Origin of the sequence: Nostoc sp. LEGE 12447, assembly GCF_015206985.1 — a bacterium.
Lineage (GTDB): Bacteria > Cyanobacteriota > Cyanobacteriia > Cyanobacteriales > Nostocaceae > Nostoc.
Genome location: NZ_JADEXT010000003.1, coordinates 82,330 through 99,899, shown reverse-complemented (window position 1 = coordinate 99,899; position 17,570 = coordinate 82,330). Strand labels below are relative to the sequence as shown.

The window sequence follows — 17,570 nt, the reverse complement described above, 5'->3', positions numbered from 1 at the left end:
AGGCGGAATAATCGCGTCTGTGCGTAATTTGTGTTTTTTTTGCTGAAGATTAAGCAAAATCAATTGGATTGATACCGTCCCTACCTTGCTTGGCTAACATAAATGATGATAAGTGTTATGAGTATCGAAAAAATTGTAGAACAAGCTCTCCAGGATGGTTATTTAACACCAGCAATGGAAGCAGAAGTCGGTAGAATCTGTGATAACGCCTCGGAACTCTCAATTGAAGAGTATATGGCGCTGGATCGGCTCATGGGAGCGCTATTGACTGGTGAGGTAGTGGCGGTACCTCGCAAACAATTCATTAACGTTATGGAAGAATTGGTATTGACAGAAGCGATCGCCAGAGTCGCAGAAATTGAAGCCACCAGCGAAAGTTCTCTAGATGTAGGAGATATTGCTGCTTATGCTCTCAATCGACTACCACCTTTGTATGCTACTACAGAAGAGGGTGCTAGCTTCCAGCGCCAAACGGCTCAGGCAGAACTGCAAGAATTAATTTCTCAGCAAGTGAGTGAAGCGATTAATCGTTACCTAGATCGACCCAATTTCTTCCCAGAACGGCAAGCTTTGGGCAAAAATACTGGTAATGAGGTTGTACGCCAGGTTAGTGCCTTACTCCAGACATACGCACCTAATTTTGAGCAAAAATTATAATTTCAATAGTCATTGTCATTTGTCATTTGTCATTTGTTTTAGACAAAGGACTAATGACTAATGACTCTTAATTAATTACGTACCAGTACTGTTGTCCCTATACTTACTTGCTCATAAAGCATTCTGACATCAGAATTACGCATTCTTAAACAACCGTGGGATACAGCTGTTCCTACCAGGTCAATTTCCGGCGTACCATGAAAGCCAATTTCATTGCGTCCATCTGACCAAAAACCAATCCATCTGTCTCCCAAGGGACTATCCGTACCAGCCTCAAATACTTTGCCTGTAATTGGGTGCCGCCAGATTGGATAGTGTCGCATGTGGATCACCTGGAAAGAACCTGTGGGCGTTTCCCAACCTTTCTTACCTACAGCAATTGGGTAGCTAGCTATTACCTCATCTCCTGCATATACGTAAGTGCGGCGATCGCTTAAATCAACCACCACTTGCGTTTTGCCATCTGCCAGACTATCAGATGCGGATGGTGCTTGTTGGGCTGAAGCCTTAGACCATAAACCTTTTGGCCAACTATCCACAACTGGATTTTGTCTTTCGGCTTGCGCCACCAGCTGCATCTTAATTGGTAGTTCAGTTGCTTGAGCTACATTATTTCTAATTGTTTTCGGCTGAGTTTGAGGCTTGATAGTAGAAGATTTTGGTGTAGAAGCCTTGCGAGTCGTTGCTTTAGCTACATTCTTCTTAATTATTTTCGACTTAATCGCAGAATATTTGAGTGTAGAAGCCTTGCGAGTCGTTGCTTTAGCTACATTCTTCTTAATTATTTTCGACTTAGTTCGAGGCTTAATAGCAGAGGACTTTGGTGTAACCGCCCTCTGAACACTTGAGCCTTGGGCAACTTCAGCAGGTGGCACAGATGCACCCAGCGCAATTTCCCCTAAACTCACTTGTGACAGATTCTTGTAGACTTCCTCTGAGCGGCTTCCCTTGGGATTGGTTAGGGTAGAATCTCGCCGCATCGAAGTAGATGCAGACTTATCAGACTGCCGTTGTGCCGTAGTAATGCGCCAATGGACAGCTAAAGATAAAAATGCTGTGCCAAAACAGAGCAACATTACCATCCGCCCTACAGATTCGTTTCTTACCATTGCCATCGCCTATTGTTTATCCCTGACATATCCAGCCGAGAAATTGGATGTGTTCATCATCCGATTATCAAAAATTTATCAATACTTATCATTTCCGTTATAAATCTGCCAACACCTCTGGGCAAACTAAGACTATGCAAATTGTCCCAGCAGCAAAACTTCAAGTGACCAACCTCATTCCTCCAAAGTTCTGGGGGTTGTAAGCCAATACTTAGACTTTCTGGCGGAACTTTTGCAATGTAGCAATCAATGATTAGTGGTGTCGGCGGGAGAAAAACCATGTTTGAAAAACTATTGCTAGCGGTCACAATTACATTTTCCCTCAATTTATTTTTTCAAGTTCGTGTACCAGAGCAACATAACTCTGGTGCTATTTACGGGTCACAACTAGAACAATCAGCAACTATTCTGGTAACAAAATCAAAAAAATAAATCACCATTATAGTAACCACAGCAACCCAACTCCCAGAAATTATTACCTGAATTTTAAAGGTATCAAGAAGGTAGAATTACAAAATTTTTCTCTTCATCCTTAATAACCAGATTTAATTATTTTTATCAAGCGTATATACCCAGTTGCTAAAAGTACTAAAATGTGCATATTGCTGCGCTTTTTTGAGTTGATGGTTGTAAGGGCAACTATGCGAGCAGTATAAGGAAAAAGTGGCTCACCTTATTGCTATAAATGTATCCAAAATTGTCTGCCTCCGTGTTCCAGTCATAAATCCGTCACCTTAGCATGGAACTTCTGTCCCATTAGCAGGTCTAATAGATAGGGATGATTTAGAGCCAGTACGATCTATGAGTCAGTCGATTACTGTATCCTGGTCAACGGTTGATGCAAAGTATCCAGAAGCATCAGTGCAAGTTGACAAACTCCCTAACCACGATTTAATTTTGCGCTGTCAAGCGGGACTGCGGCCAGATCGTGTTGCGTTTTCAGAACTATTACGCCGCTATCAAAGTCAAGTTGATAGAGTTCTCTACCACCTAGCTCCAGATTGGTCTGACAGAGCCGATTTAGCTCAAGAAGTTTGGATTCGAGTCTATCGGAATATTAACCGATTACAAGAGCCTGCTAAATTTCGGGGCTGGTTAAGCCGCATTGCCACCAACTTGTTTTACGATGAGTTACGGAAACGCAAGCGGGTTGTTAGCCCTTTATCACTGGATGCTCCCCGCTCGTTAGAGGACGGTGAGATGGATTGGGAAATCGCTGGCGATACTCCCGGGCCTGAAGAAGAACTGACAACTAGAGAATTTTACGAGCAATTGCGGGAAGCGATCGCGGATTTACCAGAAGTCTTTCGTACTACCATTGTCCTGAGAGAAATCGAGGGCATGGCTTATGAAGAAATTGCTGAAATCACTGGAGTTTCTTTAGGAACTGTGAAGTCAAGAATAGCCAGAGCTAGATCGAGGCTGCAAGCTCACTTGCAGAATTATCTAGACTCCTAATTTACAGCATCTTGCCTCTGCCCAATGACAGAATTTAAGCATAGATTAAGAATTAGCATAAAGACGTAGATCACTTCTATCTTAAGAAGGAAAAATGGCTAATTTTCCCGAAATTCCCGCCCAGTTTACCCGTGTATGAATTGGTAATAATGTTAAGATGACTACTGATTCTCAGTTTTACGACCGTTCTTCTTTGCAACTTCCTCAAGATTTGTCAGATGGAATGGCCAAGCATACCAATGAATCAACGGGTCTTATGGATATGGTGAAGCGCGATCGCTTCGAGTTATTGAGTGCTTACCTTGATGGTGAAGTCACAGCCCCTGAACGCAGGCAAGTAGAAGAATGGCTGGCAAATGATGCCTCGGTTCAATGCTTGTATGCCCGACTGTTAAAGCTGCGCCAAGGCTTGCGGACTCTTCCAGTCCCCACCACAGCCCAAGAGTCACCAGAAGCAACAGTTCAGCAAGTATTCACACGTTTGCGCCGCCGTTCCCGTTTAAACTGGATGGCGGGAGGTGCAGCCGTTGCTGCTTGCGTAATCGGTGCAGTATCTAGCTTAGTACCTGGTGGTTTGAATGTGCCGCAACTGGCGCAACGACCACAAAAAGAACCGATTCAAACATCCTCAGCGTCTATAATTCCACCTTCTCCTCTGATGGTGGGACTAAATAACCCGGTAATTGAGATTCCTAAAGCAGCAGTAGCTTCTCCAAAAAATCCAATTTATCCGGTACAACCACAACGGCACGACTCCAAACAGGACATAAACTAATTGCAAAGTTAACGGTTCACAGCTCGTAATTGTGCTTTGCAGTTAAACCACAGCCACTCCACCAGCCGTCAGGTTGGAGTAATCCTCCTAGTTGGGCAACTTGCTCTAGAGCCATTAAATAAACCCAAGCCCAACCCAGAAAGAGCGACTGTGGTTTATAAACCTCGATAATTTGCCGATTATAGAGGTCTTCTGAGGGTTGTCTAGTGGGCTGGTAATTTTCCAGCACATCTAGCTCATTTAAAATTCTTGTGTTGGGAAAAGAAAGTAAATATCCGTAAACTTTGCTATTTCCCAGCGTCATTGCTGGGTAGCCCATTGGCAGAGCAAACAATCTACCTTCTACAAAAACTCTTTTGACATCAACTACTTTGCCAGCACAGTATTTTTTATAGTTAGCCTCACCTGGTTTGAGTGTGCCGTAGACAAAAACCCGCACCAAATCAGAAAATTTTATATTTAATTCAACCATCTAAACCTTTATCAAATGACTGTTGCCATACCTGAAACACTAGCAGTTCAGGCATAATTTGGCTGATGCTCAATTATATAAATCTGTGATTAGTTGACCTACAATATAGGTTAACCTAAAAGGTTGACATAAAAGGTTAACCTACGACAGACCCATTAGGAGAATTTTTGGTGGATTCCCGATATAACCCCGCAGCGATTGAGGAAAAATGGCAGAAAACATGGTTAGAACTTGGCTTAGATAAAACACCTTCAGCTAGCAACAAGCCAAAATTCTACGCCTTATCCATGTTCCCTTATCCATCGGGCAGCCTACACATGGGTCACGTCCGTAATTATACCATTACTGACGTGATTGCCCGCCTCAAGCGAATGCAAGGGTATCGGGTAATACACCCAATGGGTTGGGATGCCTTTGGCTTGCCAGCAGAAAATGCCGCTATTGACCGTGGTGTACCGCCAGCAAAGTGGACTTATCAGAATATTGCCCAGATGCGGCAGCAATTGCAGCGTCTTGGTTTATCAATTGATTGGGAATGTGAACTAGCTACTTGTTCACCAGATTATTACAAGTGGACACAATGGATTTTCTTGCAGTTTTTGCAAGCAGGGTTAGCTTACCAAAAAGAAGCAGCCGTAAACTGGGACCCCATTGACCAAACTGTATTAGCAAATGAGCAAGTTGATAACGAAGGACGTTCCTGGCGCAGTGGTGCAATAGTTGAGCGCAAATTGTTACGGCAGTGGTTTTTTAAGATTACTGACTATGCCGAAGAATTGCTCAATGACTTAGATAAGTTGACAGGTTGGCCAGAACGGGTCAAATTGATGCAGGCAAACTGGATTGGTAAATCCACAGGCGCTTATTTAGAATTTCCCATTATCGGGATAGATGAAAAAATTGCCGTGTATACCACGCGTCCAGATACCGTTTATGGTGTCAGTTATTTAGTATTAGCACCAGAACATCCCTTAACAAATCGCGTTACCACAAAAGAACAACAAGCGGCGGTAGAAGTCTTTATTAAAGAGGTTTCTAATCAAAGTGAGTTGGAACGTACTTCTGAAGACAAACCTAAGCGGGGTATCCCAACCGGTGGGGTGGCAATTAACCCGTTTACAGGGGAAGAAGTGCCTATTTGGATTGCTGACTATGTACTGTATGAGTATGGTACTGGGGCAGTGATGGGTGTACCCGCACACGATGTCCGAGATTTTAAGTTTGCTAAAAATTACGATTTACCAATTAATTTTGTCATCGCTTCCCCAGATGATGTTGCAGGTTTTGACTTAACTCCAACATCAGAGATTGATGGAATCACACAACTTGTCGAAGTTGACTATAAACAGGCATACACTGAACCAGGAATTTTAATTAATTCTGGGGCTTTTACTGGTATATCTTCCACAGACGCTAAACAAGCCATAATTGAATACGCCGAAAAACAAGGTTTTGGTAAAGTGCGGGTGCAATATCGCTTGCGGGATTGGTTAATTTCCCGGCAGCGTTACTGGGGCGCACCGATACCTGTAATTCACTGTCCAAACTGTGGAATAGTGCCAGTACCTGACAAAGATTTGCCAGTCCAGTTGCCAGAAGAAGTGGAATTTACTGGACGTGGGGGTTCACCTTTGACTCAGTTGGAAAGCTGGGTAAATGTGCCTTGTCCAACTTGCGGCACTCCAGCGAAGCGCGAAACTGACACGATGGACACTTTTATTGATTCCTCGTGGTATTTCTTGCGCTTCCCTGACGCTAAAAATGAACAACAGGTTTTTGATTCCAGTAAAGTTAATGACTGGATGCCAGTGAATCAGTACGTGGGTGGGATTGAACACGCGATTTTACATTTGTTATATTCGCGGTTCTTTACTAAGGTACTGCGCGACAGAGGGGTACTGAACTTTGATGAACCTTTCCAACGTCTGTTAACTCAAGGGATGGTACAGGGTTTAACTTATCTAAATCCCAATAAGGGCGGTAAGGATAAATGGATTCCTTCTAATCTGGTCAATTCTGCTGACCCTCGTGACCCTCAGACAGGCGAACCTTTGCAACGTCTCTACGCCACCATGTCTAAATCAAAGGGCAACGGTGTCGCGCCAGAAGATGTAGTTACCAAATACGGTATAGACACAGCGCGGATGTTCATCTTGTTCAAAGCGCCGCCAGAAAAAGACCTGGAATGGGATGAAGCCGATGTGGAAGGACAATTCCGCTTTTTAAATCGGGTTTGGCGTTTGGTGACGGATTATATTACTGCTGGGGTATCTCGTAAAAAAGCTCAACTCTCTGATTTAACTAAGGCTGAAAAAGAATTACGGCGGACGATTCACACGGCTATTCAAGCGGTAACGGAAGACGTGGAAGACGAATATCAATTCAACACAGCTATTTCCGAATTGATGAAGTTGAGTAATGCCCTAAGTGATGCCGACAAAAATTCACCAATTTACGCAGAAGGTATTCGGACTTTGGTGATGTTACTCGCACCCTTTGCACCACATATTGCTGATGAATTGTGGCATTTGTTGGGTGAAAGTGATTCAGTTCACACTCAAACTTGGCCATCATTTGACCCTGTTGCTTTGGTAGCTGATGAAATCACTTTAGTGATTCAAGTTATGGGCAAAACTCGTGGCGCGATTCAAGTACCAGCACAAGCAGATAAAGCAGCGTTGGAGAAATACGCTCGTGAATCAGAAATTGCCCAGCGTTACATTGAAGGCAAAGAGATTAAGAAGGTAATTGTAGTGCCTGGAAAGTTAGTGAATTTTGTAGTCAGCTAAAAGTAGAGGGAAGAGATATGCTTAGGATTTATGCACTGAAAACCTGAAATGTCTTTCCCTCTAGACTACACCAGTTGCTCAAGACTTCCAAAACACCAAAGGATTTACATCCGTGACACTCAAAGAGTTAGAACAACAACTTCTTGCCCTCAGACAAGCGTGAAAAATTGCAGGCTATACAGTTACTTGCTCAAAGCCTCGGCAACAATTGGCAAGGAATTGAGAAAACTCCTAAAGTCTGTGGTGGAGAGGCTCGTATCGCTAAAACTCGTATTCCTGTCTGGGTACTTGTGGAAGCTAGCCGTCTTGGATATAGTGATGCTGACCTTTTGACGAGCTATCCAACTATTACAGCTACAGATTTAGCCAATGCTTGGGTATATGCAGAAGCTCATCTTAATGAAATCGAATTGGCAATTGAGCGTAATGAGGTAGCCTAGTCGATGGCAAGGTTTTACGCAGATGAGCAGTTTCCATTTCCAGTTGTGGAATTATTACGCGCTTTGGGGCATGATGTTTTGACAGTTCAAGAAGCAGAAAATGCAGACCAAGGTGTACCTGATGAGGAAGTGCTAGCATTTGCTGTAAGTCAAGAACCCTCGATATTAACTATCAACAGAATTGATTTTATCCGTTTGCATCGTCGTGATTCTAACCACTTCGGTATTATTGTTTGTACGAACAATCGTAATTGGGGACAGTTTGCATCACGGATAGATGAGACTGTCACAGCAGAACAAGCGTTGCAAGGAAAACTAATTCGTGTGGTACGTCCAGTCACTTAAAAAGATTTTGATGGAATGCACAGATGTTAAAACCATCAAGAATCTGTTGCAAAAAATATTGTAACAGTAGTCTCTTTCTCTGGTATGTGTGTATTTAAAAACATCTATAATTATCGTTCAAAGAGTTAAACTGTTTTATTTATACACGAAAAAGCGCTTGAGAGTTTTGCTCACTCAAGCGCTTCCCCGTAAAAGCTTATACCAACTCACTTGTTTGATGCAACATTTGAAATCTGCAACACCCCCTTATCAGGGAGTATTGCGGGGATAACTTGTGACAAACATTTGGTGAAATGGTATCACTCCTTGCACTAACTAAGAATATCTCTTTTACAAGAAAATCGGGGATCTGGTGAGTGACAGTTTATGAACTGAACACTAGTTAAAAACGACTCACCATGAATGGTAATTAACGAAACTAAGCACAATTGTAGCAAGTTTGTAAGTATAGTATAAAAACTTATAGTTGATTAGCGTAGGCATAGGCATTGCCTGCCTTTGAGTAAAGCTTCAAAATGTGCAGCAATTAGCAGCATAAATATCTCAAATTTAGCAGCAAATAAACTGGAAGGTATCAGTGAAAAATCGCCATCAAGTAAGCCTGAGATGGCTTATATATCTGCATGAAAGCGATTTAGACTGCAATAAAATCATCACCTCCTCAATAGATAAAGCTATTCTTTAGAGAATGAGAACCAAAGAACAAATCTTCTACCTAGGCAGATTGAAAACTTTTGGTTGGGTATCTTTTATCTCTTAGCAAACGATGACATCTAACTCTTCCGCATAGTGTAGGCGGTTACTTCCTTGGTTGAAGCAAAACAGAGCTTTTTCACCGACGATTTCCACGATATTTAAATCGATTTCGCATATTTCTATCAAAACAACTGAGGCCGATGATGGGGAAGATTAAAGAATTTATAATATCTATACCTAAAATTGGGAGAGCTTAAATGGACGCTTCAGCCTCAGCTATTTTAGCTACTCCCCTACTAGCACACGCCTTAACCTGGTGTCTAAGTGTATGGTAAGATTGCCTGGAACAGAGGTTTTATTTGAGTTGGAGTCTCGTAGAAATTGCGAAGGTCAAGCTGACCGATCATTAACTCCCACGATACTTTTCCTATGTATTTGGAAAATATACAACAAGACTGGTGGCGATCTGAGTGTAATTTGTAGATGAATATCTAAAATTTGCTACCAGACTAAACCAATTTCCCACAATTTTGACTTTTATTTGACTTTTAGGATAGACACATGAACGATAAGCTGATGCTAATGATTCCAGGCCCAACCCCGGTGCCAGAAGCTGCTTTACTGGCATTAGCCAAGCATCCGATTGGACACCGTACCAGTGAATTTAGCAACATCTTGGCAGAGGTGACGGAAAACCTGAAGTGGTTGCACCAAACTCAAAGTGATGTGCTGACACTGAATGTCAGTGGTACGGGTGCTGTAGAAGCTGGAATAATTAATTTTCTCTCTCCAGGCGATCGCATTTTAGTTGGCTCTAATGGTAAATTTGGCGAACGCTGGGTAGAAGTTGGCCAAGCCTACGGTTTGAATGTAGAAGAAGTTAAGGTGGAATGGGGAAAACCCTTAGACCCCGCAGTATTTGCCGAAAAACTCCAAGCAGATACCCAAAAGCAAATTAAAGCTGTAATCATTACCCACAGTGAAACCTCGACAGGTGTGTTGAATGACCTAGAAAGCATCAACCGCCATGTGAAAGAACACGGTGAAGCTTTGATTATCGTTGATGCCGTCACAAGCTTGGGTGCATTCAATCTCCCGGTAGATGCTTGGGGTTTGGATATAGTCGCCTCCGGTTCTCAAAAAGGTTATATGATTCCGCCGGGATTGGGTTTTGTCTCTGTTAGTCCCAAAGCTTGGGAAGCTTACAAAACTGCGAAACTACCGAAATATTATTTGGACTTAGGCAAATATCGCAAAGCCACAGCCAAAAATACAACTCCATTTACTCCACCCGTGAACTTGATCGTAGCGTTACACACCACGTTGCGAATGATGAAAGAGGAAGGATTAGAGTCAATATTTGCTCGACATGAACGGCTGAAAAATGCTACCCGCGCCGCCATTCAAGGGTTGAATTTGCCTCTGTTTGCAGCAGATAGTTCCGCTAGTCCGGCGATTACGGCTGTAGCACCACAGGGAATTGAATCGGATAAGATTCGGTCATTGATGAAAAAACGCTTTGATATTGCCCTTGCTGGTGGTCAAGACCATTTGAGTAATAAGATTTTCCGCATTGGTCACTTGGGCTTTGTGAGCGATCGCGATATCCTTAGCTGTATAGCATCCTTAGAAGTTACCCTAACAGAACTTGGATACAAAGACTTCACCCCTGGTTCTGGTATAGCAGCAGCAGTTAAAGTGTTTAGTCAGTCCTAATAAATCAAAAGAGCGAGTTAAATTATCAACTCGCTCTTTTGATTTGTTGTATATAAATAAGTAGAAACCGTCAGAGTTAATAAACCTATATATCAACCTTTGTACAAGATAGAGTTGATGTGACATACTTTTATTCTCTTAAATGAGACCAACTTGCCCTAGATAGTATTATTTGCTTCTGAGAGAGTCACACAGCTTATTTGACACCAAACAATACCAACTTTGGCAACTTAGTACGATCCAGAATTTGCATAACATAGTATTGTTTGAGATTCCGGTAACAGCCTTTTGATAGAGACTTTTAATCCAAAACCCAAAATTGGCATAAATTATGCCGTCTCCAGCCAATCATAAATTTGTTCTAACTGTTCTAGAGTAATCAAACCATACTGCCAAAGAATCATTGCCAAAGGGCCTGGGTCTTGCTCCCGATGGCGCAGTGCAACCGCCAGCGATGCTGTGGAAATTGCCAAATCTTCTTGCAAAAAATGAATCAGTCGGGAATATTTTGATGGTGACATTTGAATCTCACCTCCTTGTGCAGAATGTATTGTCATATATCAGTTCACCATTGCTCGGTAGCCAGTAGCCAGTATTTCATCTGTCACTGTGCCGTTATTGGCTATACACCCCAGCACAGTTTTTTTTGATTTGCCTTTAAGAGAGGCTTGTCATCTGCTCAATTATCAAGCAGCATTTTTACTTAATTCAATGACTCTATCTTGTTTACTTGTGTAGTTTTTTTAATTACACATGTAGTAACAAAGATTCCATAACCTATACTCTCTTATTGGCGACTATTTACACTTACGCCGAAGGGAATATTTTTGCAACCAAACCTCAAGTTCGCGATTTCAGATTGGAGACAGTAGAATTTTACATTATTACCACAGTTTTTAAATAGTAGCGTTACAGATGACTTTTTGCTACAGCACGTGACATTTTTTACAAAAAAAACATCGATTTAGGTAGTATACGGTCTGAACAGAGCAACTATCCAAATCTTTATCCTTGAAAAGTAGCTAAGTCTCAGAACTCTCAATTTTGACAATATCGCCCACTTTCAACTTCAATTCGGCAGCTCTTCCAGAGCGAAGTTCAATTACCTTATCGATTGGTGTGTTGGGGCCATAAGTAGGACAAGGCTCACTTGCACAAGGAGGTGCAGCAGATTGGATATATTTAACTACACCGTTCTGTAAAAATACCATATCCAAGGCTACAGGTACATTTTTCATCCAGAAACTAACTGGTTGTGGTGAAGCGAACCCAAATAGCATTCCTCGGTCATCTGGTAAAGCTGGTCGATACATCAACCCCATTTGTTGCTGTTGTGGTGTCTTCGCGACTTCTAGCTGAATAGTTGTGCCATTAGGAAGAATGGCTTTTGCAGAAATTGGTAGTTTTTGACCTAAACTCGCTGGGGTTGGAGGTTTAGAATCAGACGTGGGGGTTGGAGGTTTAGCCGTTGTTGGCACAGAACAGCCCATCAATAAAACACTCAGCAACATTGAGAATAAACCTAGCCAACGATTCATAATTATTTTTGATTTTGTAATTTAGATTTCAATTTTACAGAATTTAAGCTAGAAAGCTCACGTTTTTATTTGTCTGGTAATACACAGGCGTTTTCAGGCTGAATTAACTAGACAATGGGCTTAAGCCCATTGTCAAAGGTAGGCAAACTTTCGCCATCTCTACTAGGATTCTCTTAAAACGTACCCTACACCGCGCACTGTCTGAATTAGGCGCTTTTGACCTTCATCTTCGATTTTGAGGCGCAGGTAGCGGATGTACACTTCAATGACATTCGACTCACCCAGGAAGTCATAACCCCAAACATTTTCTAAAATTTGTTCGCGGGTTAACACCTCACGGGGATGTTCCATTAAGAATTTTAATAGTTCAAATTCTTTCATTGTCAAGTCAATTGCCCGACCGCCGTGGATAGCACGGCGACTTGCGATGTCTAAAATAAGATCCCCAAAGCGTAATTGCTCCGTGGTATCCACATCGGGTTTTAAGTAGAGCCGAATTAACTTCAAAAAGTCTTCAGAGCGGTAAGGTTTGAGGATGTAATCATCCGCTCCTGCTTCTAGACAAGCTACACGATCATCGACGGTATCTCTTGCCATTAAAATCAACACAGGCGATCGCATACCAGTGCTTCTCAAATTTTTACACAATGAGAGTCCTGATTCTCCTGCTAACATCCGGTCTAAAACAATTAAAGCAGGTTGGCGATCGCGACAGTATTGCAAACCACTGGTCGCATCATGAGCCAATATCGATTCATAGCCAGCTTCTTGCAAATCGCAAGCGAGCTGATTTGCTAGGCTCTCATCGGTTTCAATCACCAAAACACAGGGACTTGGAGCAACTGTCATAACAATTTGGGATATTGGATTTGGGATTGTAAAGATGTTCCAGAGAAAATCTTTACATCAGTTATAAAGTGCAATTACGAGTTTTTAACGATGAAGCAATCCTGATTTGACGCACGGCTAAGAATCTTTTAGCACGTTCAGGTGTCAGCAATCGAATTCTCCGATGCAATCTTAATAACTAACTCCAAATACCATCCCTGTACCAGTAATTCTGGACGGAAATCAGTAAATTGGGCATTGGGCATAGAGAATAGGGTGATGTAGCTTTAGCTTCCCGCAGGGTGGGACTGAGGGAGAAGAATTAATAACCAATGCCCAATGCCCAATGCCCAATAATTACGGTAATTCTACCGAAGTTGGTTTGGCAATATGTGGTAAACCCCAACCTAATTTTTCTCGTAAAATTCGGAAAAACTCAGGCGGTTGCAGGCGAATAAATCGCACACTATATTGCGATCGCTCCATATATACTCTATCTTCTGGTAGGACATAACACCCTCCATTACCATCCACCACCATCACTAGCCGAGGAATGTTGACTGGATAAATGTTCACCGATTCAGTATCTGGAAATACCAATGCTCTAGAAGCTAGAGAATGGGGACAAATGGGTACTAGCTGTAAAACAGGTACACCAGGAGTCACGACTGGGCCACCAGCACTCAATGAGTAAGCTGTAGAACCAGTAGGCGTAGAAACAATCACACCATCCGCCGCGATATCTACTGGTGCATGACGACCTATGGCAATTTCAAAATGGCACATAGAGGTCAAAGGTTCTCGGTGCAGAACCATTTCATTCAAGCAGAGAGCTTCCCACAGTACTGCATCTCCCCGAAATACTTTGACGGTGAGCATGGCTCGTTCTTCAATTTCATACTCACCATTCATTGCCTGTTCAAGTGCTTGGGGCAATTGATTCAGGAAAGTTTCTGTCAAAAATCCCATGTGACCGGTATTCACTGTTAATAGTGGAATACCACAGGGGGCTACCTGACGAGACGCTGCTAAAACAGTGCCGTCTCCCCCTAACACCACTGCAAACTCCATATCTGAGTCAAAACCAGGGGGCGTTAGACCATCAATGGGGGTGTGGCATACAGGACTATCTGGATTAGAGTAGCCTAATATTCCACCGATACTTGATGTGATACACACATCCCAACCGGCTGCGGTTAGCTTGTCTTTCAACTCGATAGCGACACGACCCGCTATCGGTTTAACGTCATTGTAGATAATGCCTGCTTTCGGCACACTCAAATATCCAAGTTTAGGCGATGCTTTGTATTATGTAATCCTTACACATTTTGGGTCATGTAGTCATTAATCTGGAGTCAAATATCCAGAGTGTAGAGTTTCATGACTAATGTCTCTTCTGTAATTACTATTGACTATTGGCTTTTGAAGACTGTTTAAAAGGAGTTTTTTTAGGTTTCTGCTTTTTATTTTTATTTTTCTGGTAGTCTACCTCTTTGAGCTTCTTCATGATTCGGCTGAAATACTCTTGGAGATAGCTTTCTAGAGTTGTGGTTTGTTGCGGATCTAAACCAAAAACTGTATATACTTCATCCATTGAAGCGTTTAGCTGTTTACCACTAGCCAATACTTCTGTAAACGCTAGCCTGTCTGCCACGTTCCATCCCCACTGAAAAGACCGCATTAAGCCCCGCACGGCACGCAGTACGCTGATTGGCATCCGCGTTACCCTGGCATCTTTTCCAGATAAGCGTTCGCACAGGTTGATGATTTCTTCTGCACTCCATGCACGAGTACCAACTACAGGAAAAGCTTGGTTTTCCGTTTCGGGCACACTCAATGCACGAATTGCAAACTTAGCAATGTCCTGAGTGTCCATATAGGCAATAGGAGAAGAATTACCTGTCACCCAAACTGGCTGTCCTTCCAAAATGGGAATCCCATATTGACCGATTAACCCTTGCATAAAACCAGCTAGCCGCAAGATGGTATAATTCAAGCCTGACTCAGCTAAGAATAGTTCTGTACAACGCTTAATTTCCATTAGCGGTACTTCTGGGTATTTATCCGCATCCAAAATTGAAAAGAAGATAAAGCGCTCTACACCTGCTGCTTTTGCTGCTTGAATTAATGCTACTTTGCCCTCCCAGTCAACTTGTTTGATACTCAATGAATCTGTAGGACGAGATGTTGACGCATCAATAACTTGGGTTACACCAACTAAAGCTGCCGCTAGGGTATCGGGGTAACGTAAATTTCCTGGTACAAGTTCTGCACCCCATTCTTTGAGAAAAGCTGCTTTTTTACTACTCCGCACGAGGCAGCGTACTTTATATCCCTCATCGATTGCACGACGAGCCACTTGTCTTCCTAAGGTGCCAGTGGCACCGACGATTAATAATGTCATGAGGTTTGTAATAAATTTTAATGTTTTATGAAAAGAATGTTATCAGAATAACCTATGTAAACAAAAGTTTACATCTTTTCTAAGAAAATCGTTTGTTATGGAAGAATTCATGGGAAAATCGCTGTCCGGTAAACGGACAAGCTTTTTTCCCAGTTAGCGAAAAGTATGAACGCCAGCTTGGGGCGAACAGAACTTTTCAAGGCAGAGGAAAACCTCTTCCCTCTCAATACTCAATTACCGTAGAAGTTATTCTTCTCCGCCTTGAATTTTCAGTAACAATGCGCCTAAGCCCCAGCCCACGAAGATTAAACCGAAGGACAATATAGCTGCATTCAAAATTTCGCCGCCCATTGGTGTGATTCTCCTTATGCAAATTAGTGTGTGTAAACTAGGTCTAGCAGAAGCTTTTCAATAGTTACTGTAGGATTAGACCTGTGTAAATAATTTTAAACTAGTTTAGCAAGTAATCCCTACTGGTTTGGGGGGCAATCCCTACTGTAGAGCGGGAGATGAGGGGGATGGGGAAAATTTTAATGATAATAATTATGAATAAATTTTATGTATCAAAATAATCAAGGTGATTTAGTGAATTTTAGCAAAAAGAATCGCCCACGTTTGGCGCTGACGCTGGGAGATCCGGCAGGTATTGGGCCGGAGGTGATTTTAAAAGCTTTAGCAGAACCGGAAATTAGTAAAAAATACGACGTAACAGTGGTGGGTAATGGGGATTTGCTGGCACAGACTTATCACAAATTGAATTTAATCGAGAATTTAGCACCTTTGGCAAATCCAGAAGAGTTGTCTGTTAGTGATGTGCAATTGGATGGAAAAATTAAAGGTCAAATTATTCCAGGAATAGGTAATGCGGCTAGTGGTGCGGCTAGTTTTGCTTATATGGAATGTGCGATCGCACAAACACTCGCTGGTAAATTTGATGGGATAGTCACGGGGCCGATCGCTAAATCTGCTTGGAAAGCCGCAGGGTATAATTATCCAGGGCAAACGGAACTTTTGGCACACAAGTCAGGTGTTGACCGTTTTGGAATGTTATTTGTAGCGCGATCGCCCCATACTAACTGGACACTCCGCGCTTTACTTGCTACCACACATATTCCCCTCCGTCAAGTAGCGGATACATTGACACCACAATTGTTGACACAGAAATTGGATTTGCTGGTGGAGTGTTTGGAGAAAGATTTCGGCATAAAAAATGGGAGAATTGCGATCGCAGGTTTGAATCCTCACAGTGGCGAACAAGGGCAACTTGGACATGAAGAACAGGATTGGTTAATTCCCTGGTTGGAGCAAGAGCGGCAAAACAGACCAAAATTACAACTAGATGGGCCAATACCACCAGATACGATGTGGGTTAAACCTGGTCAAGCTTGGTATGGAAATTCTTTAGTACAAAATCCTGCTGATGGCTACTTGGCACTTTACCACGACCAAGGCTTAATTCCTGTGAAGCTGATGGCGTTTGATCGGGCAGTTAATACTTCTATTGGTCTTCCTTTCGTTCGGACTTCACCGGATCATGGAACAGCGTTTGATATTGCGGGTAAGGGAATTGCTGATGCTACGAGTATGAAAGCAGCAATACATTTAGCGGCTGAGTTAGTTAGTCAAAGGCTGGCGGCGAGAAAACTATGAATTATTTCATGATTTATAAATAGACTTGTCCAAAGAATCGTGGAAGTGCAACCAAGAGAAATTAGGAATTATCTAACAGTAGATGGAAAAAATATTTTTGATGAGTGGCTTGATTCTCTGCGAGATAGAAAAGCAAAAGCTAAAATAAGAGCCAGACTTGACCGAATTTAAGATGGTAATTTAGGTGATAGTAAGTCAGTTGGAGAAGGTGTTTTTGAATTGAGAATCGATTATGGGCAAGGCTACCGCATATACTTTGGACAATAAGATATAACAATTATTATTCTTTTATGTGGTGGAGATAAAAGCACTCAGAAACAAGATGTTGATAAAGCTCAGGAATATTGGAAAGACTATAGGAGTAGAGATAATGCCTAGAAGTGTAAGCTATCACGAAGGACTAGTTAAACATGTCCAAGATCCACTAGAAGCAGCATCTTATATTGAAGTAGTTCTAGAAGAGGGCGATCCTAAAATGTTAGGAAAAGCGCTCAAGAATTTAATTGAAGCACAGGGTGGGATTGATCAGTTTCCAGCGCAAGTTAAGCAATGCTATGAGCAACTTGACTTGATGTTATCTCAGCAAGGAGAAATTGAATTTTATTGTCTGACGAAATTACTGGATGCATTGGGATTACAGCTAGCAGTAACAGTGAAGTCAGCATGAGGTGATTTTTTAAGGACAGTTTAAAT

18 protein-coding genes and 1 pseudogene are annotated in these 17,570 nt (G+C 42.2%); 11 read left to right on the top strand and 8 right to left on the bottom strand.

The window, feature by feature from the left end; all coding sequences use genetic code 11:
- The first annotated feature begins 117 nt into the window (after positions 1-117).
- Positions 118-657, top strand: coding sequence for a late competence development ComFB family protein (locus IQ274_RS05105; protein ID WP_041565537.1), 540 nt, complete (start codon positions 118-120; stop codon positions 655-657).
- 71 nt (positions 658-728) lie between these two features.
- Here IQ274_RS05105 and IQ274_RS36305 read toward each other — a convergent pair whose 3' ends face one another.
- The gene (locus tag IQ274_RS36305) at positions 729-1,466 is read right to left on the bottom strand and encodes a L,D-transpeptidase (protein ID WP_416209828.1); all 738 of its coding nucleotides are present in this window, start codon (positions 1,464-1,466) and stop codon (positions 729-731) included.
- A gap of 579 nt (positions 1,467-2,045) precedes the next feature.
- On the opposite strand from IQ274_RS36305, the gene IQ274_RS05095 reads away from it, so the two are divergent.
- From IQ274_RS05095 to IQ274_RS05085, 3 genes are all read left to right on the top strand, one after another.
- Positions 2,046-2,198, top strand: coding sequence for a hypothetical protein (locus IQ274_RS05095; RefSeq protein WP_167306191.1), 153 nt, complete (start codon positions 2,046-2,048; stop codon positions 2,196-2,198).
- Between the two features lie 369 nt (positions 2,199-2,567).
- Complete coding sequence (locus tag IQ274_RS05090) at positions 2,568-3,224, top strand: sigma-70 family RNA polymerase sigma factor (RefSeq protein WP_114082966.1); 657 nt, start codon at positions 2,568-2,570, stop codon at positions 3,222-3,224.
- Between the two features lie 157 nt (positions 3,225-3,381).
- Positions 3,382-3,999, top strand: a complete 618-nt coding sequence (locus IQ274_RS05085; RefSeq protein ID WP_163929065.1) for an anti-sigma factor family protein — start codon at positions 3,382-3,384, stop codon at positions 3,997-3,999.
- A 16-nt stretch (positions 4,000-4,015) separates the two neighbouring features.
- Here the strand turns inward: IQ274_RS05085 and IQ274_RS05080 are convergent, their stop codons facing one another.
- Positions 4,016-4,471, bottom strand: a complete 456-nt coding sequence (locus IQ274_RS05080; protein ID WP_194141610.1) for a gamma-glutamylcyclotransferase family protein — start codon at positions 4,469-4,471, stop codon at positions 4,016-4,018.
- 170 nt (positions 4,472-4,641) lie between these two features.
- On the opposite strand from IQ274_RS05080, the gene leuS reads away from it, so the two are divergent.
- The 4 genes from leuS (at position 4,642) to IQ274_RS05060 (ending at position 10,457) form a co-directional block, all read left to right on the top strand.
- A complete protein-coding gene (gene leuS / locus IQ274_RS05075) occupies positions 4,642-7,260 on the top strand; it encodes a leucine--tRNA ligase (protein WP_163929067.1) in 2,619 nt (872 codons plus the stop codon).
- Between the two features lie 143 nt (positions 7,261-7,403).
- Positions 7,404-7,700: a DUF433 domain-containing protein gene (locus IQ274_RS05070; RefSeq protein ID WP_416209827.1), complete on the top strand. Its 297-nt coding sequence runs from the start codon at positions 7,404-7,406 to the stop codon at positions 7,698-7,700.
- A gap of 3 nt (positions 7,701-7,703) precedes the next feature.
- A complete protein-coding gene (locus IQ274_RS05065; protein ID WP_163929095.1) occupies positions 7,704-8,045 on the top strand; it encodes a DUF5615 family PIN-like protein in 342 nt (113 codons plus the stop codon).
- 1,257 nt (positions 8,046-9,302) lie between these two features.
- Positions 9,303-10,457: a pyridoxal-phosphate-dependent aminotransferase family protein gene (locus IQ274_RS05060; protein ID WP_163929068.1), complete on the top strand. Its 1,155-nt coding sequence runs from the start codon at positions 9,303-9,305 to the stop codon at positions 10,455-10,457.
- Positions 10,458-10,786: 329 nt separating this feature from the next.
- On the opposite strand, the gene IQ274_RS05055 is transcribed toward IQ274_RS05060, so the two are convergent.
- The 6 genes from IQ274_RS05055 to IQ274_RS05030 all read right to left on the bottom strand — a co-directional run bounded on the left by IQ274_RS05055 (position 10,787) and on the right by IQ274_RS05030 (position 15,578).
- The gene (locus tag IQ274_RS05055) at positions 10,787-11,014 is read right to left on the bottom strand and encodes a DUF2949 domain-containing protein (protein WP_012410503.1); all 228 of its coding nucleotides are present in this window, start codon (positions 11,012-11,014) and stop codon (positions 10,787-10,789) included.
- 465 nt (positions 11,015-11,479) lie between these two features.
- On the bottom strand, positions 11,480-11,995 hold the full coding sequence (locus tag IQ274_RS05050) for a DUF192 domain-containing protein (protein ID WP_163929069.1): 516 nt from the start codon (positions 11,993-11,995) through the stop codon (positions 11,480-11,482).
- A gap of 162 nt (positions 11,996-12,157) precedes the next feature.
- Positions 12,158-12,844, bottom strand: a complete 687-nt coding sequence (nblR, locus tag IQ274_RS05045; protein ID WP_012410505.1) for a response regulator transcription factor NblR — start codon at positions 12,842-12,844, stop codon at positions 12,158-12,160.
- A gap of 336 nt (positions 12,845-13,180) precedes the next feature.
- Entirely contained in the window at positions 13,181-14,098 is a 918-nt protein-coding gene (locus tag IQ274_RS05040; RefSeq protein WP_163929070.1) for an NAD(+) kinase, read from the bottom strand.
- Positions 14,099-14,228: 130 nt separating this feature from the next.
- On the bottom strand, positions 14,229-15,227 hold the full coding sequence (locus IQ274_RS05035) for an SDR family oxidoreductase (protein WP_194141609.1): 999 nt from the start codon (positions 15,225-15,227) through the stop codon (positions 14,229-14,231).
- A gap of 246 nt (positions 15,228-15,473) precedes the next feature.
- Positions 15,474-15,578 (bottom strand): PetM family cytochrome b6-f complex subunit 7, encoded by a 105-nt coding sequence (locus tag IQ274_RS05030; RefSeq protein ID WP_012410508.1) that lies wholly within the window; start codon positions 15,576-15,578, stop codon positions 15,474-15,476.
- Between the two features lie 207 nt (positions 15,579-15,785).
- On the opposite strand from IQ274_RS05030, the gene pdxA reads away from it, so the two are divergent.
- The 3 genes and pseudogenes from pdxA to IQ274_RS05020 all read left to right on the top strand — a co-directional run bounded on the left by pdxA (position 15,786) and on the right by IQ274_RS05020 (position 17,544).
- Positions 15,786-16,877 (top strand): 4-hydroxythreonine-4-phosphate dehydrogenase PdxA, encoded by a 1,092-nt coding sequence (gene pdxA, locus IQ274_RS05025; protein ID WP_194141608.1) that lies wholly within the window; start codon positions 15,786-15,788, stop codon positions 16,875-16,877.
- Between the two features lie 39 nt (positions 16,878-16,916).
- A pseudogene (locus tag IQ274_RS36300) lies at positions 16,917-17,255 on the top strand (type II toxin-antitoxin system RelE/ParE family toxin).
- Complete coding sequence (locus tag IQ274_RS05020) at positions 17,248-17,544, top strand: DNA-binding protein (protein WP_194141607.1); 297 nt, start codon at positions 17,248-17,250, stop codon at positions 17,542-17,544. The pseudogene IQ274_RS36300 and the gene IQ274_RS05020 overlap by 8 nt, the downstream one beginning before the upstream one ends.
- The last annotated feature ends 26 nt before the right edge of the window (positions 17,545-17,570 follow it).